This window comes from Flavobacterium fontis (genome assembly GCF_900129405.1).
GTDB lineage: Bacteria > Bacteroidota > Bacteroidia > Flavobacteriales > Flavobacteriaceae > Flavobacterium > Flavobacterium fontis.
The window spans coordinates 178238-202638 of the sequence record NZ_FQVQ01000002.1; the positions used below are offsets into that span (position 1 = coordinate 178238).

General features: G+C 42.5%; 19 protein-coding genes and 1 riboswitch. Of the genes, 3 read left to right on the plus strand and 16 right to left on the minus strand.

Annotated features, from left to right (window positions below; genetic code table 11):
• Positions 1-2 precede the first annotated feature (2 nt).
• The 10 genes from BUC17_RS03015 to BUC17_RS03060 all read right to left on the minus strand — a co-directional run bounded on the left by BUC17_RS03015 (position 3) and on the right by BUC17_RS03060 (position 12151).
• Positions 3-2012 (minus strand): transglutaminase family protein, encoded by a 2010-nt coding sequence (locus tag BUC17_RS03015; RefSeq protein WP_073361475.1) that lies wholly within the window; start codon positions 2010-2012, stop codon positions 3-5.
• Complete coding sequence (locus BUC17_RS03020) at positions 1984-3951, minus strand: DUF3857 domain-containing protein (RefSeq protein ID WP_073361477.1); 1968 nt, start codon at positions 3949-3951, stop codon at positions 1984-1986. Before BUC17_RS03020 ends, BUC17_RS03015 begins: the two co-directional genes overlap by 29 nt.
• 5 nt (positions 3952-3956) lie before the next feature.
• Positions 3957-5855 carry a DUF3857 domain-containing protein gene (locus tag BUC17_RS03025; RefSeq protein WP_073361664.1) on the minus strand — a complete coding sequence of 633 codons (1899 nt, stop codon included), beginning with the start codon at positions 5853-5855 and terminating at the stop codon, positions 3957-3959.
• 55 nt (positions 5856-5910) lie between these two features.
• Complete coding sequence (dtd, locus tag BUC17_RS03030) at positions 5911-6363, minus strand: D-aminoacyl-tRNA deacylase (RefSeq protein ID WP_073361480.1); 453 nt, start codon at positions 6361-6363, stop codon at positions 5911-5913.
• Positions 6364-6659: 296 nt separating this feature from the next.
• Positions 6660-7622: a ribosome small subunit-dependent GTPase A gene (gene rsgA, locus BUC17_RS03035; protein WP_073361482.1), complete on the minus strand. Its 963-nt coding sequence runs from the start codon at positions 7620-7622 to the stop codon at positions 6660-6662.
• A gap of 61 nt (positions 7623-7683) precedes the next feature.
• The gene (locus tag BUC17_RS03040) at positions 7684-8202 is read right to left on the minus strand and encodes a hypothetical protein (protein ID WP_073361484.1); all 519 of its coding nucleotides are present in this window, start codon (positions 8200-8202) and stop codon (positions 7684-7686) included.
• Between the two features lie 40 nt (positions 8203-8242).
• Positions 8243-9328 (minus strand): bifunctional 3-deoxy-7-phosphoheptulonate synthase/chorismate mutase type II, encoded by a 1086-nt coding sequence (locus tag BUC17_RS03045; protein WP_073361486.1) that lies wholly within the window; start codon positions 9326-9328, stop codon positions 8243-8245.
• 5 nt (positions 9329-9333) lie between these two features.
• On the minus strand, positions 9334-10185 hold the full coding sequence (locus BUC17_RS03050) for a prephenate dehydrogenase (RefSeq protein ID WP_073361488.1): 852 nt from the start codon (positions 10183-10185) through the stop codon (positions 9334-9336).
• Positions 10182-11330, minus strand: a complete 1149-nt coding sequence (locus tag BUC17_RS03055) for a pyridoxal phosphate-dependent aminotransferase (protein WP_073361490.1) — start codon at positions 11328-11330, stop codon at positions 10182-10184. Before BUC17_RS03055 ends, BUC17_RS03050 begins: the two co-directional genes overlap by 4 nt.
• Positions 11327-12151: a prephenate dehydratase gene (locus BUC17_RS03060; protein WP_073361492.1), complete on the minus strand. Its 825-nt coding sequence runs from the start codon at positions 12149-12151 to the stop codon at positions 11327-11329. The genes BUC17_RS03055 and BUC17_RS03060 overlap by 4 nt, the downstream gene beginning before the upstream one ends.
• Positions 12152-12631: 480 nt before the next feature.
• Between BUC17_RS03060 and gldA the strand changes: the two genes are divergently transcribed.
• Positions 12632-13537, plus strand: coding sequence for a gliding motility-associated ABC transporter ATP-binding subunit GldA (gene gldA / locus BUC17_RS03065; RefSeq protein WP_073361494.1), 906 nt, complete (start codon positions 12632-12634; stop codon positions 13535-13537).
• On the opposite strand, the gene BUC17_RS03070 is transcribed toward gldA, so the two are convergent.
• Positions 13534-14280, minus strand: coding sequence for a head GIN domain-containing protein (locus BUC17_RS03070; RefSeq protein ID WP_083544717.1), 747 nt, complete (start codon positions 14278-14280; stop codon positions 13534-13536). The genes gldA and BUC17_RS03070 overlap by 4 nt on opposite strands.
• A 2-nt stretch (positions 14281-14282) precedes the next feature.
• Complete coding sequence (locus BUC17_RS03075) at positions 14283-15371, minus strand: acyloxyacyl hydrolase (RefSeq protein WP_073361498.1); 1089 nt, start codon at positions 15369-15371, stop codon at positions 14283-14285.
• A 135-nt stretch (positions 15372-15506) separates the two neighbouring features.
• Between BUC17_RS03075 and BUC17_RS03080 the strand changes: the two genes are divergently transcribed.
• A complete protein-coding gene (locus tag BUC17_RS03080; RefSeq protein WP_073361500.1) occupies positions 15507-15773 on the plus strand; it encodes a hypothetical protein in 267 nt (88 codons plus the stop codon).
• A 32-nt stretch (positions 15774-15805) separates the two neighbouring features.
• Here the strand turns inward: BUC17_RS03080 and BUC17_RS03085 are convergent, their stop codons facing one another.
• The 4 genes from BUC17_RS03085 to BUC17_RS03100 all read right to left on the minus strand — a co-directional run bounded on the left by BUC17_RS03085 (position 15806) and on the right by BUC17_RS03100 (position 22673).
• A complete protein-coding gene (locus BUC17_RS03085) occupies positions 15806-17392 on the minus strand; it encodes a T9SS type A sorting domain-containing protein (RefSeq protein ID WP_073361502.1) in 1587 nt (528 codons plus the stop codon).
• Positions 17393-17682: 290 nt separating this feature from the next.
• Positions 17683-18639, minus strand: a complete 957-nt coding sequence (metF, locus tag BUC17_RS03090; RefSeq protein WP_073361504.1) for a methylenetetrahydrofolate reductase [NAD(P)H] — start codon at positions 18637-18639, stop codon at positions 17683-17685.
• 307 nt (positions 18640-18946) lie between these two features.
• A complete protein-coding gene (metH, locus tag BUC17_RS03095; RefSeq protein ID WP_073361506.1) occupies positions 18947-21655 on the minus strand; it encodes a methionine synthase in 2709 nt (902 codons plus the stop codon).
• 7 nt (positions 21656-21662) lie between these two features.
• Positions 21663-22673 carry a homocysteine S-methyltransferase family protein gene (locus BUC17_RS03100; RefSeq protein WP_073361508.1) on the minus strand — a complete coding sequence of 337 codons (1011 nt, stop codon included), beginning with the start codon at positions 22671-22673 and terminating at the stop codon, positions 21663-21665.
• 49 nt (positions 22674-22722) lie between these two features.
• A riboswitch (SAM riboswitch) is annotated at positions 22723-22830 on the minus strand.
• Between the two features lie 275 nt (positions 22831-23105).
• Here BUC17_RS03100 and metK point away from each other — a divergent pair.
• The gene (metK, locus tag BUC17_RS03105) at positions 23106-24356 is read left to right on the plus strand and encodes a methionine adenosyltransferase (protein WP_073361510.1); all 1251 of its coding nucleotides are present in this window, start codon (positions 23106-23108) and stop codon (positions 24354-24356) included.
• The last annotated feature ends 45 nt before the right edge of the window (positions 24357-24401 follow it).

Sequence of the window (24401 nt, forward strand, 5' to 3'; positions counted from 1 at the left end):
GATTATTTTTTTACCAAGACAATTTTCTCTGTCTCTTTTGCAACGACCAAGGTAAAAAATTCTTTAAGTTCGAGATACTGTTCAGCTGGAATTTCTGATTTATTTAAGGATAATGTAGTAGTAATGACTAGCTGATTAGGTTTTCGTTCAATGAAAAAACGAAAAGAACCTGTATCGTTGGACATTTTAAACACTTTGTCGACTGGAGCTGATTCCAATTGAAATTCAGCGGGATATGAAAAAATAACCGTAGTCATTTCCCTTTTTGGATACGTAAAATTCACCGGGTATTGACGGTTTTCAGCCGTAAACCATGGGATTGTATGCGTGTTAAACAACAAGGGGTCAACATACCATTTTTCGCCTATCTTTTCTACAAATTTATCGGTCTCAAATGAGAAAATCTCTTTAGCTACGGCTTCTTCACTTTTGTTTTGAATGTCGTGTTTGTTGATGACAATATTTTTGAATTTATTTTCTCGATTCCTAATCCACGTATCTTTATCCATTCGTTGTGAATCGGCCATGACATCCCAACAATCATAATTTGTAAATTGAGCTACACAATCTCCAATTAAGCCCTTATCCTCCTGCCAATTCACTTGAATATTGTAGAAAGAGATGGAGGGTGTTTTGGGCGTTAGACTCACTTCTTCAGAGGTGCCGTTTTTACGAATTAATCGTCCTTTTTCGTTTAGAGCATGAACAGGAAGTAAGGTAGTTTTGCCTGCTTTTTGAGTCGCATCCAAAAGGAGTTGCTCGCCATCAAGATTTACAGCGGTGATCACATAGTTGAATTTGGAATAGGATGGAAACGAAACAAATCCATTTTCTCTTGTGCTTAAAAGAACAGGATGAGCATCAATCCCAGCCTGCGTTAACATTGCCGTTAGGGTTAAATTGACATCGGCTACATTACCATTTCGTTTATTATAAGCTTCTTCGAGTGATTGACTCGTATTATATCCCATTTTGCCGTTCCACGCGATTTGCTTCTTGACCCATTCAAAAATTGCCAAGGTTTTTGTTCGAGCATCCATCTCCTTTTGAACAATTCGGTCTAAATCTGATAAAAAGTAGGATGTTTTTTGTAATTCACCCCCAAAAGAAGGATTACTAAACACCGTTTTTACCACATCATCCCATGTTACAGCAATCTTTTTTTGCGGTTCCTCGGGAAATTGAACGGATTCTAATTCAAGGCTAATCTTTGCATAATAATCATTGCGATTCGCCGTAAAGGGTTCATTTTTTAGGGCAGGAACATCCCATTGCTCTAGTTCGTAGACCGCCGTTTTAAAATTCAAAATATAATCGCGTTTAGCACGTGTTCCTTCAATATAAGCTGAATAATTGATAGAACCATCCCCATAGTTGGATTGCATTGGAATATCTACAAATCCAGAGCGAATAATTTTGTAGGTATACAGCAAAGGCAATTCCATTTTTAAATAGGCTTTACGCACTGGAATATCAAATTGGTATTGAAACAAATCGATAGTTTGGATATCTTCCGAACGAATTTCGTAAGTCAGCTCAATAATAGAACCTGGTTTGACGCCAGGAAACGTAATCAATTTTGTTTCCCAAAATTCGTTTGTTTTTTCCAACAGGACTCCAGATGAAGTCACTTTTTGTTTTTTTACTTTGCCTTCTTCTAGATTGTATGAATACGCTTTGAGGTTGACAATGCGATCTTTGTTCAGCTTTTTATAGCCAACGTAATAGGGAATTTTCACATCAGCCCATCGAAGCCCTTCAGTCTTGTAAATCTTTATTTTCTGTTTATATTCGGCTATATACGAAAAGCCGTTTTCGGCCGAATAATCAAATCGCAGGGCACACGTTGTAAACAAATACGCCGCCGAAGCTGAAGAATCTACAGAACAAGAGCGCTCTTCTAATTCTTGTTTTGTTACCTCGTTTAACTCGAATTTTTGGCCAAAACAAAGCGCCGTAAAAGAGAGAAAAAGAAGAACAGCGCTATACTTTTTTAAGTACAATCTTCTCATTGACTTTATCTACAATTAGCTTAAAAAACTCTTTTAAACTCTCGTATTCATCTGGAGGCATAATAGCTGTTTTTATCTCCAAATTGGTTTGAATCACGAGTTTGTTTTCATTTTTAGTAATGGAAAAACTGAATGTCCCGTAATTTTTATCCAATCCGAGAGCCATGTTTTCGGGTAAGGTTTCTATGGTATATCCTTCGGGCAGATTAACTATAATCATTTGCTTTTCGCGAAATGGAAATGAAAAATCTATTGGATATTCTCGGGTTTCCTGTTTGAATGGATTTTCATCCAAACCAAGGTGAAATAACGGACGAACAAACATTTTTCCGCCAATTACTTCCACACTATTGGTACTCTCAAAAGAATATTTTTCCACCAAAGCTTCACTCACACCATTATCGGCCAATTCAAACTCGGTCACTTCAATGCCGGTATAATTTTTTTGCAAGCGTTCGATTTGCGACTCTTTGGATAGTTGACGGTAACGGTCGCGAAAACGCAAGGCACTATAGTCGACCATTTGATTGCGCACTTTACCCGAAACTGACCCATCTGCAGCCAAATCGATAGCCGCATTTTCTTGATTTAAGGAGACCATTTTGGGCATTAAATCGACTAATTCAGCCGTCCCGTCATCGAGCAGCATACGACCATACCAATTCAAATCCCGTAACGGTAATATATCGGGACTGGCATACTTACTGGTTGCATCTAAAAACAAAACACCGCCATTTCTTTTCACTCCTACAATGACTGCATTATAGGCATTAAAACTTGGATACATGGCAATACCGTTGGCACGAGTACTCAACAAAATAGGGTGTGCGTTAATTCCAAGATGACGTAACATTCCTACCATCATCAAATTGATCTCGGCGTAATTTCCTGTTTTCTCTTCATAAGCTTTTCGCACCCCTTTGTCGGTAAAAATGCGATAGGACTCATTCCAATTCATACGATTTTGCACGTATTGAAACACCATAGCAATTTTTTCATCATCGGTTGTCAAACCTTCTACCAACTTGGTGAGATCGGCTTCAAAATAACCCGTTTTTCGCATCTGAGGGCCAAACTCTTCATCCTCATAAATTTTGCGGCATACATCTTCCCAAGTTTTGGCATAATACTGATAGGTACTCTGTGGCAACATAGTAGAAGCGTGCTCATGAATGAGGGTCGAACGATAATTACTGATGTTATTGACAAACGATTCTTCTTTCATGGCGGCAACATCCTTTACCTTATACGTCATACGATTGTCAAAATATTCAAAACGATTCCCTACTGAAAATGTAACCGACCGATTCACCTTTTCTTGGGCTATATCCAAAATTAAGGCTCCACGATAGTAATTGTTAAACTTATAATATTCGGGGATGTCGACTACATATTCACAATAGTTGATAGGCACATCATATTGAAAAAACCAATCCCGAATGTTGGAGATAAATGGGGATAAAATAGAGTATTTGTATTCGATAATACAGCCTTCTTTCACTGCTGGCATCGACAGTTTCTTTACTTTGGTATTTTTATTGACCTGTTCTGTAAAAATATTTTCAGACTTCGCTTTGGTTTTTTCGATTTGTCCATTAACCAAGTTATAGGTCACCGCTTTGGTGAAATCTACCTGTTCCCCCGGACCTGAATTGGGGGCATAGTGATATAATGAAAAATTGGCTTTCTCATAAGCTTCCTTTTTATATATTTTAATCTTAACACTTACTTCAGTGATCACATTAAATTGCCCATCGGTTAGTGTAAAATAGGTTCGTCCTTTTTTAAACAAAATAGCTGCACTCGCCGAAGTATCTTTGGGATGCACTTTTTCTTGTAATTCAGCTTGGGTTACTTCACCCAAATCATACGATTGTGCAAAACCAAAAGAAAAAAAGGCCGTGCAAACAAAACAAATTAAAATTAAACGCATTTTCATGGCTATTACGATTTAATGAATACAATTTTAGCATTATCGGCTCGGGCGATTTGTTCCCGAAACTTTCGATACAATTCATAGGATTCTTTAGGATATTTGCCTTTTCGTAGTAAAAAAGTACGTTTGACCAGTACCTCTTTCTCTTTTACAGTCACCGTCATGGAGTAACTTCCAAAAGTATCTTCTAATTGCACTGCATCGGGTATGACATCTACTTTTAATCCCTCGGGAATTGTAAACGTAAATGTATCTTCATCGTAGAACCCTCGGGTTATTTCAACCGGATTTTTTCGATTTCGGTACCGTGCGGGGACTTGTACACTTTGATTAAAAGGGTTCACATTGACCAAAATCATATTTCCTGAAGGCTTTGCATAACCTAAAGCAGAAATTTCGAGCTCTTGTGTAAACTGAACTGTTTTTTTATCATTGGTTAGGCGACATTTATCAACTTTCAAGTTATTAATCCAACTAAAATAGGATTTATAATGCTCATCCAGTTTGTCTTTGGGTTGCCCTTCTAAAGCACTCGCTTGGTCGTATTGAATTCCCGTACTAACTATTTGAAGTGATCCTTTAAAATCTCCTTCGGGAGTAATTTGAAAAGATCCTTTACTAAGTTGAGTGCTTTTCTTTTCCGAATAATTTTGTGTACGAACCACCTCTCCTTTATCAGGTTTTATCAACAAGGCAAAGCGATCATCTGTAAAATCTCCTTGAAAACCAAAGGGCACCGTTTGACTTGTACATTCCATAAAGGTATACCCACCTTTTCCATCGGGCATAGCTAAAACGGCATGATTTCCTTGCATGCCCACAAAGTCGGGCGTAATATCAAACTGTTCGTCACCTCCATAAATTATGGTGTAATACGATTCAATTCCCACCGCCTGAAGCAAGGCACGGGTATAATTGGATAACGCTTTACAATCGCCATATCCCAATCGATCAACATCTTTGGCTAACATGGGTTTCCAACCTCCGATCCCCAATTGAACACTCACATAACGCGTGCGCCCTTGTACATATTCATATATTTTTCGCGCTTTTTCAAGAGGATCTTTGCAATCGGCGGTCAATGTTTTAACCTTAGCGATTGTCTCCGGACTTAATTCGTCGGTACCTTTTAAAATGCCTTCATACATCCATTTTCCAAAATCTGCCCAAGTATTCACTTCTCCGTCAACACCTTCCAATGAAAAGCGATTCAAAGCAACGCGAACCTTTGGGAAAATTTGATCTGTACTGGGTGCATAATCTTCTCTTTTTTCAGCGGGTAAATTTTCTACCGTGTAAGACAAAACGCCTTTCTGTTCGGTTTTGGTTATGGTGCGCCCTTCAAAATTCTCTTCTTTAATTCTAAGCGTTAAATCCTCAGGATATTTGTACGTTACAGAGGATTTTTGAATGGACGAATAATAATTTTCATAGGGGCTCCACGAAGCAATAAACGCTGTATTTATGGTTTTTAGCTCCGATTCAAAAACAAATGTAAGCGGAAACTCCGTTGGGGTATAATCCAAAAAAAGGACACGATTATCAGTGAGAAGTGAAAATCCATCCGCTACACTTTGGTCGGTAAAATCACTCTTTTTAAATTTTTTAATCTCCATCCCCATGGCATTGTAAACCGTGAGCTGTAGTTGTATAACTTTTTCCGAAGGACTATACGAAAGATAAGCATCGATATGGTCTTCTCCTTTTTTATTAAAAATGGTAACCACCCGTTTACGACTGATGGTGTAAGACTTGGATGATGTAATATTGACTACAATATCATCCGCACGAACAATACTATTCGCGGATTCTTTTAATGCATCTGGAACTGTAAGGGCGGTGTAATTTGGATTTTGACCGAAAAAAAATTGGGATACCAACAACAGTAGGAGTAAAGGCTTATACATCTCGAAATAATTTTTTCCAAATATATTTTTTTTGGAAAAAATTAACAAACAAAACTTACAATTTATTTTGAGTATCCATAAATATCGTCACCGGACCGTCATTGAGTAAGGCAACTTTCATATCGGCACCAAAAATCCCTGTACCCACTTTTTTCCCCAATTCTCGTTCCATCGCCAACACAAAGGCTTCGTACAAAGGAATCGCTTGTTCGGGTCGGGCGGCCTTAATATAGGAAGGGCGATTGCCTTTTTTGGTCATGGCATGTAAGGTAAACTGACTCACCACTATACAATCCCCTTGGCAATCTTTCACGGATAAATTCATCACCCCCTGCTCGTCGCCAAAAATCCGAAGGTTAGCAATTTTGGACGCCAACCATTGCACATCGTCCATACCATCGGCTTCTTCTACCCCCAACAAGATCAACAAACCCGTTTGAATTTCAGACACTATTTTTCCATCAACGGTAACCGAAGCTTGTGTGACTCTTTGAAGAACTGCACGCATAGGGAAGAGTTATGAATTATGAGTTATGAATTATGAATTATAAATTTTGAGATTTGAGATTTGATATTGAATTTTGATATTGAAATTGATATTGATATTGAATTTTAAACTAACCTCCCAACCGCCTTAGAAACTCCACCAATCACGATTCAGCCCCGAAGTTTCGGAACTAATCACTAGTCACTAGTCACTAGTCACTAATCACCAGTCACTAACCTGCCTGCCGGCATAGGCAGGTCACTAATCACTAGTCACTAATCACTAGTCACTAATCACTAGTCACTAGTCACTAGTCACTACAAACTCCTCCGTTCCTCTGCATATTGGTCTCCGCGGTACTGCTCGTCATCTCCAGCTAAAATTTGTAAATAGCTACGGTAGCGCGACCACGCAATGGTATCGGCTTCTAATGCTTTTTTCACAGCGCAATGCGGCTCTTCTTTATGCAAGCAATTGTTGAACTTGCACGATTCTTTTAACGCAAAAAACTCAGGAAAGTAATCGCTTACTTCTTCGGGCTCCATATCGACCACGCCAAAACCACGAATACCCGGAGTATCTATAATTTTTGTCCCAAACGACAAATCAAACATCTCGGCAAATGTTGTCGTATGTTGCCCCTGTTGATGGGAATCCGAAATCGACGCAGTACGTAAATCCAACCCCGGTTCCAACGCATTGACCAAAGTCGACTTCCCTACTCCGGAATGTCCCGAAAACATACATACTTTATCCACCATTAATGCTTTAAGTTCTTCAAGACCTTTGGCTTCCAAGGCCGAAACACGTAAGCAACGGTAGCCAATCTGACTGTAAACATATTGCAAATACAATTGCTCATCCAAAGCTGCGTCGTCATAGGTGTCTATTTTATTGAACACGAGAACCGCTTCAATACCATAAGCCTCAGCAGTTACTAAAAAACGATCAATAAAACTGGTCGTTGTTGTAGGGTTATTGATGGTTATCAGCAAAAAAACAACATCTACATTGGCCGCAATAATATGTACTTGTTTGGACAGGTTAACCGATTTTCGAATAATATAATTTTTTCGGTCGTGAATGGTATGAATTTGCCCTATGGTTTCGTCAGTGGACTGGTCTAGGTCAAAATCAACGCGGTCGCCTACAGCAATCGGATTGGTACTTTTGATGCCTTGGATGCGAAATTTCCCTTTTATCCGACAATCATAGAGCTCTCCCGTATCCGTTTTTACCGTATAGTAACTTCCCGTCGATTTGTAAACCCATCCTGTCATGCTACAAAAATAAAACAAAAAAGGCACCGAAGTGCCTTTAGTATTTTGAAATAATGCGGAATTAGTATTTGTAAGCTACTCCTTTTTTGATGACTTGTGAGCCTCCCAATTGGTTGGAATTAGCCCCTACAGTCGCTTTATCAGCAGTCAATAAAATAAAAGGACATCCTAACTTAGCGGCTTCCATTTTTAATTTTTTCTCTGCTTTTTTATCTCCAGTGTTTCCGGTTTGAAAGTTGATCAAACCTGTTTTTCCACGTACTTCTTCTCCTTTTTTCAAACCTGAGATGTACGCTTTGTCTTCTAAGATGACCACTTTTTCCCAATCGTCCTCACCGTTCACTACAATTTTCTCTGTAACTTCTTCTACACGACCCGATTTTCCGTAAACGATTTTTTCAATAGCATACTTACTTACTGTGTTTTCTGCATCCTCGCCATCATATTTGAATACGATGGTGTACTCTTCTAATTTAACTACTTTTCCGGTAATCACTTCACCGTTGTGCTTGTAAATTTTGTCTGCCTGTGCTGATACGATGGAGGTGATCAGGGCAAATAGTAAAACTAATTTTTTCATGATTAATAATTTAGAGGTTATCGAACGCAATATTAAGAAATTATTCTGATTTAAACACTTTTTCTTGATGCGCTATACTTTCTTGGTGGATGGCTTTAAAGAACTGAACGATAAACTCTTCGCTCAAGCCTCGTTGCGACCCTTCTTTGACCATACGTTCCAAAATTTCATTCCAACGTTTATTTTGTAAAACAGCCACATTCTTTGCCTTTTTCAACGCTCCAATATCTTCCGCTACTTTCATCCGTTGCCCGATCACATCCAATAATTTGGAATCATAATCGTCGATCTTGACGCGAAGTTTTGATAGTTGCTGCAAATAATCCCCATCGGCATCGTCTTCTTTCCGAATAACCAAGTCAAAAATGATCTGCTTTAACCGCTCGGGAGTCACTTGCTGTGCGGCATCGCTCCAGGCATTATCGGGATCACAATGGGTTTCAATAATCATCCCATCGTAGTTGAAATCCAAGGCTTGTTGGGTCACTTGAAAAATCATATCGCGTTTCCCCGTGATGTGCGACGGATCGATAATCAACGGAATATCGGGAAACTTACTCTGAAAATCAATGGCAATTTGCCACTCGGGGTTATTGCGGTACTTGGTTTTTTCATAGGTCGAAAAACCACGGTGAATCACGCCCAATTTCTTGATGCCCGCATGGTATAAGCGCTCCACCCCACCAATCCATAAGGCCAAATCGGGGTTAACCGGATTTTTCACCAATACAATCTTCTCTGTATTTTGCAAAGCATCGGCAATTTCTTGTACCGCAAAAGGATTTACTGTTGTGCGTGCTCCAATCCACAACACATCAATATCGTGTTCCAAAGCCAATTTCACATGCGCTGCTGTAGCTACTTCGACCGCCATCAACAACCCGGTTTCGGCTTTGGCTTTTTGCAACCATTTTAATCCAATTTCGCCCACGCCTTCAAATCCGCCCGGACGTGTTCGGGGTTTCCAAATACCTGCGCGAAAAATCGACACTTTAGAATCTTGTAATTCACGGGCAATTTGCAGTACTTGATTTTCGGTTTCGGCACTGCAGGGACCCGCAATTACCAACGGGTGGGGCAAGTGAAAATCATCCAACCAAGTGCGCATTTCTTTTTTATTTTCCATAGGGCTTATTTTTTGATTCCGTTTAATATCTCTTTGATGCGATTGGTATGCTGCATTTCTTGATATAAGGCTTCATACTGGTCGGCTTCCAATAATTCCCGAAATCGGGACAAATTTCGGATATATTCTTCTAAAGTGGCTAAAACATTTGCTTTGTTTTGGTTAAAAATGGGCGTCCACATGTCGGGCGAACTCTTTGCCAAGCGCACCGTACTTTCAAAACCACTGCCCGCCATGTCAAAAATATCACGTTCGTCTTGCTCTTTCTCGATGACGGTTTTGCCCAACATAAACGAACTGATGTGCGACAAATGGGAAACGTAGGCAATGTGTTTGTCGTGCGACTGTGGGTCCATATACCGGATGCGCATCCCCAATTTCCGAAACAATTCCATGGCGCGTTCTTGCAACCCAAATGCGGTTTTTTCCACTTCACAAATGATATTCGTTTTGCCTTCAAACAATCCTTGTAAGGCGGCGGTTGGTCCCGAAAACTCGGTTCCCGCAATGGGATGTGTCGCCAAAAAATTATGGCGGTTGGGATGGTGTTGCACGGCTTCACATAAGGGTTGCTTGGTCGAACCCACATCCATGACCAAAGTGTTTTCATTAACCAAATCCAAGACGTGAGGTACCACGGTAAGCGCTTTATCTACCGGCACCGAAACAATCACCATATCCATTTGCGGAATTTCTTCCCATTGTCCTTCTCGGTTGACAAGGCCAAGTTCGATCGCTTGTTGTACATGACCCGCATCGACATCCATTCCAATGATTTCCGCCTGATCCCAAATCAAACGGATATCTCGAGCGAGCGAACCACCTATCAAACCTATTCCGATAACTGCTATTTTCATATTGTAAATCGTTGTATTACTTCTTTAATTTTTTCTTCGGTGACACAGAGTGAAAACCGAATGTATCCTTTTCCGTTGCTGCCAAAAATGATACCTGGGGTGATAAATACATGGTAGCGGTACAACCATTCATCAATCAAACTTTCGGCGTCACTTCCTTCGGGTAACTTCGCCCAAACGAAGAGACCGACGCCTTTTCTATCATACGTACACCCCAACAAATCGGCCAGTTGCCAAATCAGTTCCCGGCGTTTGCTGTAGATCTTATATTGTTGTTCAAACCAATCAGTACCCAATGCCAAAGCAGCCACAGCGCCTTTTTGAATGCCTAAAAACATGCCGCTGTCCATATTGCTTTTGACTTTTAACACGGCATCGAGAAATTCGGGTTTTCCAACTGCCATACCCACACGCCAACCCGCCATGTTAAACGTTTTGCTGAGGGAGTTGAGTTCGATAGCTACCTCAACCGCCCCTTGACAGTTGAAAATAGAAATCGGGTTGTGGTGCAGCACAAAACTGTACGGATTGTCATTGACCAAAAGCAGTTGGTGTTTGCGGGCAAAATCGACCCATTGCTGCAAAAGCTTTACACTTCCTGGTGCACCCGTAGGCATGTGCGGGTAGCCGATAAAAATCATTTTCACTTTTGACAAATCCAAAGCTTCCAAAGCGGCAAAGTCGGGTACCCAATCCTGCTCCGGCTGAAGGTCGTAATACACCGTCTCAGCCTGCACCAATTCGGTTACCGAGGCATAGGTGGGATACCCCGGATTGGGCAACAACACTTGGTCCCCTGGATTTAGAAAGGCCATGGCGATGTGCAAAATTCCTTCTTTGGAACCCATTAACGGCAAAAAATCAACGGGGACATCGGGAGCCAAATCAAATTGCGTTTCGTAAAACCGACGCATGCCCGCGCGGAGTTCGGGAATCCCTTGATAGCTCTGGTATTCGTGCGCTTTGGGTAAAGCGAGGGCCTCGACTAAGGCTTGTTGCACAGAAGGGTGCGGCGGCAAATCGGGACTCCCAATACCCATATTGATCACGGGGTGTCCTTGAGCCACGAGGGCTTGGACTTCTTTCAATTTACGTGAGAAATAATATTCCTGCACGGATTGTAAGCGATTGGCTGGGGTAATCATACTAATGTATTTTGGTAAATTCCTAATAATTTAAATGAGGAAGCCATCAAGGTGAGTAACGCAGCGGCCTTTTCAAAATCGGCATAGTCTTCAAACGTCACATCGACAAAAAAGGCATAGGTAAACGGCGACTCGATTTTGGGCAGGGATTGAATCTTGGTAAGGTTCAAACGGCAATCGCTCATTACGTTGAGCACGGCAGCCAAACTCCCGCGTTGGTGGTGGAGTTCAAACTTCACCGACGCTTTGTTGATTTGAGCTGAAGGCCTATTGGCTTGACGCGACACGATGGCAAACCGCGTAAGGTTGTTGTTCACGGTTTGAATTTGTGGCGCGATGATTTCGAGTTCAAATAATTCAGCGGCTACGACACTCCCAATGGCAGCGATACCCTGTAATTGCTGCGCTTGAATGCGGCGGGCGGTTTCGGCGGTATCTTTATCCTCAACGAGTTTGAGATGGGGATGTTGTTTTAAAAACTCCATACACTGAAGCAAGGCCATCGGGTGAGAATGGACTTCTTGCAGGGAAGCCAACGACTGCCCGGGTAGTGCCATCAGATTTTGTTGGATTTCCAAATAGTGTTCTCCAACAATATGAAAATCGTTGCGATCAATCAGGGCGTAATTGGGCAATAATGCTCCGGCAATGGAATTTTCCAAGGCCATGACGGCTTGGGTGGCGTGACCCTGCAGTAAACTATCGGCGACGGCTTCAAACGAGAGGCATTCTACCAATTCAAAGGCATCTTGAAAATACGCAAGAGCAACTTGATGGTGGAACGAACCTTGAATTCCTTGGATGGCAATTTGTGGTTTCATAGGCAAAAAAAAATCCCGATGGGAATCGGGATTTTAGTATTGGTGCTTAATTTTTTACTTCTTGATGTAACACAAAACCATTCCCTTTTCCTTCGGTGAGAAGAAATAAAAGAAATACGTAAAATAAGTATGGATTGTGTTTGACATGAATAATTGTTTGTGAGGCTAATGTAGCAAAAAATTAGTGTCCTCCCATGGTTACGTCAAAAAAAAGTTACGAAAACGATTGAAGCAGATTTGAACCTTTTATTGGGTGTCTTTTGCAGAAAAAATAAATCTTGCTCCATACTTTCTATTGGCAACTCGCGTTAAGGATGGAGGCCTTGCGGAGCTCGCCTGAGGGAACGAAGGCAGCGACGGCCGATAGCCTGACCTTGTGGGGTGAAAAACAAGCGACGTAGCGTTGTTTTTCACCCCACGAGGGAACGCCCCAAAAAATTGAATGAGAATCTTTACCTTTGTGTGAAATAAATTACCATCATGTCTATAGAAGTGCAAGCGGTTTCGAAATATTACGGGGCGCAAAAAGCCTTGGATTCCGTATCGTTTTCGGTCCAAAAAGGAGAAATTGTGGGATTCTTGGGTCCGAACGGCGCCGGAAAATCAACCTTAATGAAAATCCTAACCACCTATTTAAACGCCGACGAAGGTTCGGCCGCCATCAACGGACATGATGTAGTGGGGCAAGCGAAGGCGGTGCAACGTGTTGTTGGGTATTTGCCCGAACATAATCCGCTGTATTTGGACTTGTATGTTCGTGAATATTTGGCGTTTAATGCCGACGTCTATCGCATTCCGAAAGCGCGAATCGAAGAAGTGATTACGTTAACCGGTTTGACGCCCGAAGCGCATAAAAAAATCGGGCAACTCTCGAAAGGTTATCGGCAACGTGTGGGATTGGCCACGGCTTTACTGCATGACCCAGAAGTGTTGATTTTGGATGAACCCACCACGGGACTTGATCCGAATCAGTTGGTTGAGATTCGCAATGTGATTCGTCAGGTGGGGAAAAATAAAACCGTGTTTTTATCTACCCATATTATGCAAGAGGTGGAAGCTTTGTGCGATCGGGTTATCATCATCAATCAGGGAAAAATCGTAACCGACAAAAAGTTGGATAAACTGGTCGACGAAGTCACCGTTCAAGTGCTGGAAGTTGAGTTTGATCAAGACGTTGAAGCGACCGTTTTGGAAGCGCTCGTGGGACTAACTCAAGTTCGAAAAACCAAAGATCGCGTTTGGGAACTTACCTTTCAAACTGAGGAAGATCCACGGGTACAATTATTTGATTTTGCCACGGCACAGGGCGTTCGTGCGTTACAAATCGTTACAAAAAGTAAGAATCTGGAGCAAATTTTCCGCGAAAAAACGACGACCAAACGTTAAGGATACAACAGTTGCCCTTGGTAGGTGGTTTCTACCGCTACCAGCGGAGGCACATGGGTCAAACGTACATTTCCGGTACTAACAATCTTACCCGAAATTTTTTGAATGGGATGCACCAAAAGGTCGTTGGACCCGCGGTGGAAAATTACCACTTCATCAGCCACCAGTTGGGGTGCTTCGACACGACTGTCTCCGGCCCAAATTAGATATTGTGCTTGTTGGGTTTGACCGCTGAGATAAAAGCGTGCCACATTGTTGGATTGCACAACGACTTGATTGTTTTGAACTTCTATAAAAAAATCGCCCGTACCTGCACCACTTACGCCATCAGCATCTTCATCCAAGGCAAATAACCGCAGTGTAGGATAGGTCAAAATCCCATTTGAGCGAATATCCTGTTCGGTTTTGGAGTAAATTTCTTCTATATTGGGTGCGGTAATTTTTAAGATTGCCGTTCCGTATTCGCGGGTCCAATTGCATTGCGAAGCATCACGCAACATCAGCCGGTTCCCGTCGTGGGTGACTTGCACGTTGTTGATGAGATTCTCCCCCGCTTCGATAAAAACCTTGTATTCGGGTCCTTGGGTGATTTCGACGCCGATGCCGCGATAGACTTCGAGGCGTGTAAACGGACTTACGGGAACTTCCCGCAGGATGCGCTGCCCTTCCGTCTCGATACAATCCATGGGACGTTCGCAGCGAATAAATAATACTACCAAACAACTATAGAACAATGGTTTCATACTTATAATCGAATTCCTATGCCCCACTCGATGGCTTCGGCGAGGAACAGATGGGTTTTTAAACTTAATGAGGAATATACCTTTGGAGTCCAATAATATTTGAGTCCGATACGGTCGTAAAGGGGAATATCATTTTGCAAACGGTCGTACACATAATAACCCACTTGTGCTTCAAAGGAGAGGCGGTTGATGTACCATTCGTACCCCGCAAACAACCCTACTCTTCGGTAATCGGTATCGGGATCGATTTGATCTTCGGGAAAGGCTGCCGATTTGTAGCGGATGAAATCTTTGAGACTTTGAGTAAGAAACACATCGACACCCAATTGGAGTCCCGATTTACGATTCAAACGCTTATCGACATAGGCGCCCAAATGTAAAAAAGGATATTGGCCACTGTTGATGACCGAACTTTCATTGACGCCCGTTCGAACCACCACGTTGTAATGCAATTTTTGACGGTAGTTGAGGGTATCTTTGACACTAGTGTCGATGGTTTTTTCGGCTGATTTTGGGGAACTATAGGTAAGTCCGAGGTTGAGCCCATACGAGTTGATGCCGCTGTTGGGGGACTTGGTACGTCCGTTGGAGTAGTGGGTAAAAAGAAAACCCGCTTGCATCGTCCAAGGAGAGCGAAACAAGGGAATTTGGTAGTGCAATCCCAAGTTGATATTGGCCAACAAAGGACTCCCAAACGCTTTATTTTTGCTATTGGTAACCTTATCATAAGGCTGATTCATATAGGCCACCCCAGCCGCCGTGGTGAGTCGCAAATGACGGTTTAGAAAAAAGAATTGAAACTGCCCACCGACAGCCCAACTGTGGCCGAGAAAACGATTGTTGAAATCCTGATACAACAGATACATCCCGTAATTGGGATTATCGTAAGTGCGGTGCCACTCTTTACTGCCGTGGGTTTGCCAATTATAGGCCAACATAACCCCTTCGGGATGCCCTTGCAAATGGTATAAATCGGGTGTATGTGGCAGCACATTCCCGCGAAACAAACTTACTTCCCATTGCGGTGTAACCCCAGGCGCCTGCGCCCATAGGAGTTGTAGTCCACACAAAAACAAAAAAATACTGCGCATCGCAATGGGTTAGGTGAAGCAAATATAAAGGAAATTGGGAATTTGGAATTTGAAATTGGGAATTTGAAATTTTAAATTTTAAATTTTAAATGAGAGTAAACAACATAGTATGCTCTCTCTTTGTAATTTTACCTTATGGAAGAAAACTTTACACCGCCTCAAAACATTTATCTGTTCCTTTTGGTGACCTTTTTTGTGGCTTTACTGTTTCAAAGTGAAATTGGTATCCTGATGTGGTTAGGATTGTATTTTATTTTGAATGGATATATTCTTTACAAAATTCCGCATTGGTCGTTACAACATCCAAAACGATGTCGAGTGCTGTCTCTTGTTTTGATAGGAATTCCGTTACTATGTCTCGGATTTTTATACTTCGTTTTTAAAAATGCACGAATGTGTTAATTCTTGGGTGACTTTTTTACTACCCCAAAAAGCTATTCTTTAATCACTTTCCGTGTCACACGTTCTCCAGTAGGTAAAGCTACTTGTACATAGTACACCCCGGCTTCTAGCGAAGACAAGTCAATTGTTTCGACTTGATTGCGACTGAAGACTTGTTTTCCTAAGGCGTCAAAAAGGATCACTTCATCATAGGTCTGTCCCAAGTCTAAACTTGCTTTGGTCGGATTGGGATACATAACAGGAAGAACCGTTTGCACTTCAGGTGAGGTAAGTGCAATATAATCTTGATAGCGGTATAAAATAGCACTCACCATAACTACCAATTTATTATCACTTTGCAAGTGAGCAAAACGCGCCCAATCCCATGCGGTAACATCGTTCAAAAAATAGCCATTCGACATAAACGCGGTGTCGAGTGTCGTATCTTCATTGAGTTGTGCAATGATGTAATTGTATGAATTGCTTTGACGAACGGTCATGCATAAAATATAATCTCCGTTGGGCATTTGTTTGATTAAATCTGAACTAATCCCGGGGTAATTCTCAGCCCCAATGGTGAAATGATTGGGGACGGCAATATTGGTTAAATTGATTCCATCACCGCTAAAAGTGGTGTCCAATATACCATTGGCGTCCAGCTTTGCAAAAGCCAACCCGCCGGTCACATTCAACCCACTCACCATCAAACTCCCATTAGATTGAGGGAAAATACTCGCTGGATATGTTTTGCCTCCAAAAGCCAATTGAGCAATTCCATTGGTGCCGAAAGCTGTATTGAGTGTCCCGTTGGAGGTAATTTTCATAACGGTCAAATTGGAACTCGTACTGGAGGGGATAACATTGCCAAGAAGAAGCAAATTGCCATTTTCAGCTTCATAGATATCCGAGAAACTGTCGGTACCTGTAAGTGGGGATTCAAAAATACCATTGACGCCAAAAGTGGTATCCACCGCACCGTTCGCCGTAAAACGAATCGCCAATCCGCTACCGTCGTAATTGGTTCCGCCTAAAAACCAATAATTATATCCCACAGCCGTAATACGCCCTTGACTATCAACCCAAACATCGGTCAAGCGCTCGTCGTTGGGATCGGCACTATTTTCTACATAGGTATTCAAAATTCGAACGCCATTGGTTCCAAAACTGGTGTCTTTTGTCCCATTGGCATTCAAACGACAAATAAAAACGCGGTAATCCGTGGTAAATCCCCCTAAGTTGTGACTGCGCCCTACTAAAAGAATTTTACCATCACTTTGCACCGTTATACCCGAAACATCAAACCTTTCCGCATGATTGTTTGAGGTAAACAAAGCAATACCATTGGTTCCAAAAGAAGCATCTAAACTCCCATTTTCGAGGTATTTTCTAACACCAATCGTAGGGGCTAAATTAGGAAACTGTATACTGAAATTCGGATTCAACGAATACGGGATCAACACTTTGTTGTCCGCATAAAAATAATGGGCATTCGACACCCCACTAATTCCACTGCCATAAACATTCCCTGAAGGCAATCCCGTATCATTAACCCCCGCATTGCCATAGGTAGGATCCAATACCAGCTGGGAAAACGTAAATGAGGAATAGCACACAATAACAAGGAAGATAATCTTTTTCATAGCGTTATTTTTTACAAATATAAGAGAAACTGCTTCTAGTCAAAAGGTTATGAATTATGAGTTATGAATTATGAATTAAATGGCCAAAAACTCTGAAAGAGGAGTTAACCTTTTCAAATCAACCGACTTTTGACTTACGACTTAATTGACTTAAGACTTACGACTTATGACTTTCTGACTTACGACTTACGACTACCCTGACTTACGACTACCCTGACTTACGACTACAAAAAAAACCTGCCCCACCGAAGTGCAACAGGTTTCTCGATATAAAGGTTAGTTAGTAGCGGTTAAAACACCTCTTGAGCAATCGCCTTAATGTTGTCGGCTTTCCCCATAGAATAATAATGCAATACGGGAACGCCCGCTGCCAAGAGTTCTTTACTTTGTTGAATGCACCATTCAATCCCAATTTGCTTCACCGCATCGTTGTCTTTGGCACGCACCACTTCCATAATCAAACTGTCGGGCAATTCCAGACTGAATCGGTGCGGAATCAAGTTCAACTGCTTCTTCGTAGCAATCGGTTTGAGTCCGGGAATAATCGGCACCTCAATGCCTGCTTTTCGACATTTGTCCACAAAGTCAAAAAACTTTTGGTTGTCAAAAAACATTTGCGTGATGATATAATCGGCGCCGTTCTTAATTTTTTGCTTTAAAAAATGGATATCCGAATCCAAACTTGGCGCTTCCATATGCTTTTCAGGATAGCCCGCCACCCCAATACAAAAATTGGTTTTAGCGGTATTTTTCAGGTCTTCGTCCAAATAAATGCCGTGGTTCAGGTTGCTAATTTGCTCCACCAAATCCGAAGCATAATGGTTCCCGTCTTTCTCGGGTTTGAAATAGGTTTCCGTTTTCAACGCATCCCCGCGCAACGCCACCACATTGTCAATACCGAGGAAGTCCAAGTCGATCAACAAGTTCTCGGTATCTTCTTTGGTAAAGCCACCGCACAACACATGCGGAATTGCATCCACGTCGTATTTCCCTTGAATGGCCGCACAAATTCCTACGGTTCCCGGACGTTTTTTTACAATTTTCTTTTGCAGCAAACCGTTTTCCAACTCCTTAAATTCGTATTCCTCACGGTGATACGTCACGTCAATAAACGGCGGTTGAAATTCCATCAACGGATCAATCCCGTCAAAAATCGACTGGATATTCTGCCCTTTCAACGGCGGTAAAATCTCAAAAGAAAACAATGGTTTTCCTTGGGCATTTTCGATATGTTGGGTTACTTTCATGAAATTTTTGTTTCAAGTTTAATGTTTAAAGTTTAATGTTTTTTTGGGCGCGTCCCTGTGGCAGCACCTTAGTCTTTATTTCGTGAAACTGCACCCACAGGGTCGGGTTATCCGCGGTGCACGGCACCTTGCTTCTACCCCTCGCGCACTCCCTGCACCAATCACTCCTTATGAATAGGAACAAGTCACTAATCACTAATCACTAGTCACTAATCACTAGTCACTAATCACTAATCACTAGTCACTAATCACTAATCACTAGTCACTAATCACCAGTCACTAATCACTAATCACTAATCACTAGCCACTAATCCGCCACATTCGGCGCCAGCCACTTATGCGCCACCTCCACCGAGACACCACGACGTTGTGCGTAATCTTCGACCTGATCGGCTTTGATTTTCCCCAATCCGAAATACTTGCTTTCTGGATGGGCAAAATAGTACCCCGACACCGAAGCCGCAGGCCACATCGCCATACTTTCGGTCAAGGTTACCCCAATGCGTTCTTCTACTTGCAAAAGTTTCCAAATCGTCGGTTTTTCCAAATGGTCGGGACAAGCGGGATAGCCCGGTGCGGGTCGGATACCCTTATAATCTTCGGCAATCAAGGCTAGGTTGTCCAACTGCTCGTCGCTGGCATAGCCCCAAATTTCTTTCCGAACTTTCCAATGCAAATATTCGGCAAACGCCTCCGCCAATCGGTCGCCCAAGGCTTTGACCATAATCGCCTGGTAATCGTCTAAATCCTGTTCAAACACCGCTGCTTTTTCATCCACCCCAAAACCCGTCGTCACACAAAAACACCCGATGTAATCTTGTATGCCCGATTCTTTGGGTGCGATAAAGTCGGCCAACGCGATATTCGGAGCTCCTACATTTTTCTTCGACTGCTGACGCAGGGTGAGAAAGGTTGTCGGTTGTGGGTTGTCGGTGGTTGGTAACACTTCGATATCATCATCGTTGACGGTATTTGCGGGAAAAATGCCCACCAATCCTTTGGCGGTAAACCAATTTTCCTCAACGATTTGTGCCAACATTTTTTGGGCATCGTCAAACAACTGTTGCGCTTGTTCGCCCACAACATCATCGTTCAATATCGCGGGGTATTTCCCAAACAACTGCCACGAATGGAAGAACGGCGTCCAGTCGATAAACGGCACCAATTCCGCCAAGGTTACCTTCACTTCTTGTACCCCAATAAAATTGGGCTGTGCCGGTTGGTATTGAGACCAATCCAAACGCAATTTATTGGCACGGGCTTCACTGAGACGCAAAAACTCCTTTTCGCGACTGCGGTTCAAATACCCTTCGCGCAATTGATCGTATTCCTCCCGAATTTGTTCGGCATAAGTTGCTTTATTTTCGGGTTGCAACAAATTACTCGCTACCGTCACGGCACGCGAGGCATCGTTGACATGCACCACACTTCCCGTGTATTCAGGGGCAATCTTCACGGCAGTATGGGCACGCGAAGTCGTTGCGCCTCCAATCATAATCGGAATGGAAATATTCAAACGTTCCATCTCTTTGGCGAGATAGACCATTTCGTCCAAAGACGGCGTGATCAAACCGCTCAATCCAATGATGTCTACATTTTCAGCGACAGCGGTTTGTATAATTTTCTCAGGCGGTACCATCACCCCCAAGTCGATAATTTCAAAGTTATTACAGGCCAACACCACCGATACGATGTTTTTTCCAATATCGTGTACGTCGCCTTTTACAGTAGCCATCAGCACCTTCCCAGCCCCTGCCGAGTGACCGTCTTTACTAGCTTCAATAAATGGCAATAGGTACGCCACTGCTTTTTTCATAACCCGAGCCGATTTCACCACTTGCGGCAAGAACATTTTCCCCGATCCAAACAAATCGCCGACTACATTCATTCCGTTCATCAAATGTTGTTCGATGACTTGGATGGGTTTATCAACCAATTGACGTGCTTCTTCCACATCCTGTTCGATAAATTCGTCCAAACCTTTCACTAGGGAATGCGTAAGGCGTTCTTGTACCGAACCGTTACGCCATTCTTGAACAACCTTATCTGTAGTTTTGGTATCCGATTTTAAGTTTTCGGCGTAGTCGAGCAAACGTTCTGTGGCATCGTCACGACGGTCAAGCAAGACATCTTCAACATAGGTAAGTAAATCGGAATCAATTTCGTCATAAATCTCCAGCATTTCTGGATTTACAATCCCCATCGTCATGCCGTGTTGGATGGCATGGTAGAGAAAAGCGGAGTGCATGGCTTCACGCACTTTGTCATTCCCACGGAAGGAAAACGACACGTTACTCACCCCTCCCGAAACATGGGCATAGGGCAGATTTTCACGAATCCATTTTGTCGCTAAAAAGAAATCCAACGCATTGCGGCGGTGTTCCTCCATACCGGTAGCGACAGGAAAAATATTGGGATCGAAAATGATATCGGTAGCTGGAAATCCCACTTGATGCACCAAGATATCGTAACTGCGTTTACAGATTTCAATTCGGCGTTCGTAAGTATCCGCTTGTCCCACCTCATCAAAAGCCATAACAATCACGGCAGCGCCATAACGTTTGATCAATTTAGCATGATGAATAAAAGCGGCTTCTCCTTCTTTCAAGGAAATCGAGTTCACGACCCCTTTTCCTTGAATGACTTTGAGTCCAGCTTCAATAATTTCCCACTTCGAACTGTCGATCATCACGGGAACACGAGCAATATCGGGTTCGGCGGCAATTAAATTCAGGAATTTGGTCATGGCTTCTACCCCATCAAGCATTCCTTCGTCCATGTTGACGTCGATGATTTGCGCACCACCTTCAACTTGCGCGCGAGCGATATCTACAGCGGCCTCGTAATTTCCCTCCTTAATCAAACGTAAAAACTTACGCGAACCCGTTACATTGGTCCGTTCCCCTACGTTCACAAAGTTGGTTTCTGGAGTGATGATTAGTGGTTCTAGACCGGATAATTGCAAATATTGGGTTATCGGTTGTCGGTTGTCGGTTGTCGGTATCTCCTTACTCATGATGCACTTATAAACGGGCTACTGATGACTGTATACTGCTCTCGGTTCTCGGCTTAAATTCGGCGGCCACTTGCGCAATCGCACGAATATGCTCGGGAGTAGTCCCGCAACAGCCACCGATAATGTTCACTAAGTTTTCATTCAAATACTCGCGAATTAACGCTTGCATTTCTTCGGGTGTTTGATCGTATTGACCGAAAGCATTAGGCAAACCCGCATTGGGATGTGCTGAAATATTGAGTTGGGTATGTTGGCCCAAGCGTTTTAAATACGGTTTCAATTGATCCGCCCCGAGTGCACAATTGAAGCCCACACTCAATAAAGGAATGTGTGCAATCGAAATCAAAAAGGCCTCCACCGTTTGCCCAGACAAGGTTCGTCCCGAGGCATCGGTAATGGTTCCAGAAACCATCACGGGGATATCGGATTGGCGTTCTTCTTTTACTTCTTCAATGGCAAACAAGGCGGCTTTCGCGTTCAGCGTATCAAATATGGTTTCCACCAAAAGTAGGTCGGCTCCCCCATCGATTAGTGCTTCCACTTGTTGGCGGTAAGCCATTCGCAAATCGTCGAAGGTTACGGCGCGATAGCCGGGATCGTTGACATCCGGACTCATGCTGGCGGTACGGTTGGTTGGACCGATAGATCCCGCTACAAAACGGGGCTTGTCGGTAAACTCATCGGCGACTTCACGGGCAATTTTGGCGGATTGATAATTGAGTTCGTACACCAAATCTTCCATATGATAATCGGCCATCCCAATCGTGGTTCCCGAAAAGGTATTGGTTTCCACGATATCGGCACCCGCTTCAAAATAGGCACGATGTACGGCTTTTACAGCCTCTGGTTGGGTAATAGAAAGCAAGTCGTTATTCCCTTTTAGGGGATGTGGAAAATCTTTAAACCGTTCGCCACGAAAATCGGCTTCTTCAAACTGATTGCGTTGCAACATTGTTCCCATGGCGCCATCGAGCACAAGGATTCGCTGTTTTAAGATTTCATAAATAGAGGTTCGCATACTGATAACAAGTCTTTGGGGGCGTTATCAGGAAAGAGAAGATTCTCCTAAGTTATCTTTTTCTGAAAAAATCAGAATAGAATGTAGCACCTTCCTCGAGGTTGAGGGGTTGCTAAGCGTTCGTAGGGTCTATTCCCTCCCGCTTTCGTGATAACGCCATTATTTTTAAGAACAATGCAAAGGTAAGACAAGAAAATCCTCATTTCAAAATAATTATTTGAAAAAAAGCGCAAACGTTTGCGAAAAATTTAAAGATATATTTGGATTTATTGGAATTGATTTTCATAAATTTGCAACCGAAAAATAGAAGAGGAGAAATTTGTTCTGATTGCAACCTCGTAAAAAAATGCTAAAGCAGTAATTCTTCTTTAGTTGTTGCACCACCCTTTTTTCCCTCTCATCATTTAAAACAAAAATTTTAAAGGTATAATTATGGCTTATTTATTTACTTCTGAGTCGGTAAGTGAAGGACACCCAGACAAAGTGGCGGATCAGATTTCTGACGCGTTAATTGACAACTTTTTGGCATTTGATGCTGATTCCAAAGTAGCTTGTGAAACGTTGGTTACCACCGGACAAGTAATTTTGGCGGGTGAGGTGAAGTCCAACACCTATTTGGATGTGCAGCAAATTGCACGTGATGTGATCAAGAAAATTGGGTACACCAAAAGCGAATACATGTTTGAAGCCAATTCTTGTGGGGTTTTATCTGCGATTCACGAACAATCGGCAGACATCAACCAAGGAGTAGACCGAGCCACCAAAGAAGAGCAAGGGGCGGGTGACCAAGGAATGATGTTTGGCTATGCTACAAATGAAACCAACAATTACATGCCCTTGGCGTTGGATTTGTCGCATGCCTTATTGATTGAATTGGCGAATTTACGTCGCGAAAACAATGAAATCACCTATTTACGTCCGGATGCCAAGTCGCAAGTGACTTTGGAATATTCTGATGATAACAAACCTCAACGTATTGATGCAATTGTGATTTCGACGCAACACGATGACTTCGATCAAGAAGAAGCGATGTTGGCAAAAATCAAGAAAGACATGATCGAAATCTTGATTCCACGTGTCAAAGCAAAATACCCCCAATACGCACACTTATTTAACGATGACATCACCTACCACATCAACCCAACGGGTAAATTCGTAATCGGAGGACCTCACGGAGATACCGGTTTAACAGGTCGTAAAATCATCGTGGATACCTACGGTGGAAAAGGCGCTCACGGTGGTGGTGCTTTCTCAGGAAAAGACCCAAGTAAAGTAGACCGTTCAGCAGCGTATGCTACACGTCATATTGCGAAAAACTTGGTAGCCGCTGGTTTGTGTGACGAAGTTTTAGTACAAGTGTCGTATGCCATTGGGGTGGCGAAACCAACCTCTATCAACGTGAATACTTACGGTACGGCTAAAGTTGACTTAAAAGACGGCGATATCAGCAAAATTGTAGAAACGATTTTTGATATGCGTCCGTACTACATCGAACAACGTTTGAAATTACGTAATCCGATTTATAGTGAAACAGCGGCTTATGGGCACATGGGACGTACGCCAGAAGTAGTAACCAAATCCTTCAAATCACCTGATGGGCAAACCAAAACCGTTGAAGTTGAATTGTTTACTTGGGAAAAATTAGATCACGTAGAAAAAGTAAAAGCGGCTTTCAACTTGTAGTCATTTTTACTTAGAGCATAAAAAAAACCTGACTTTCGCGAGTCA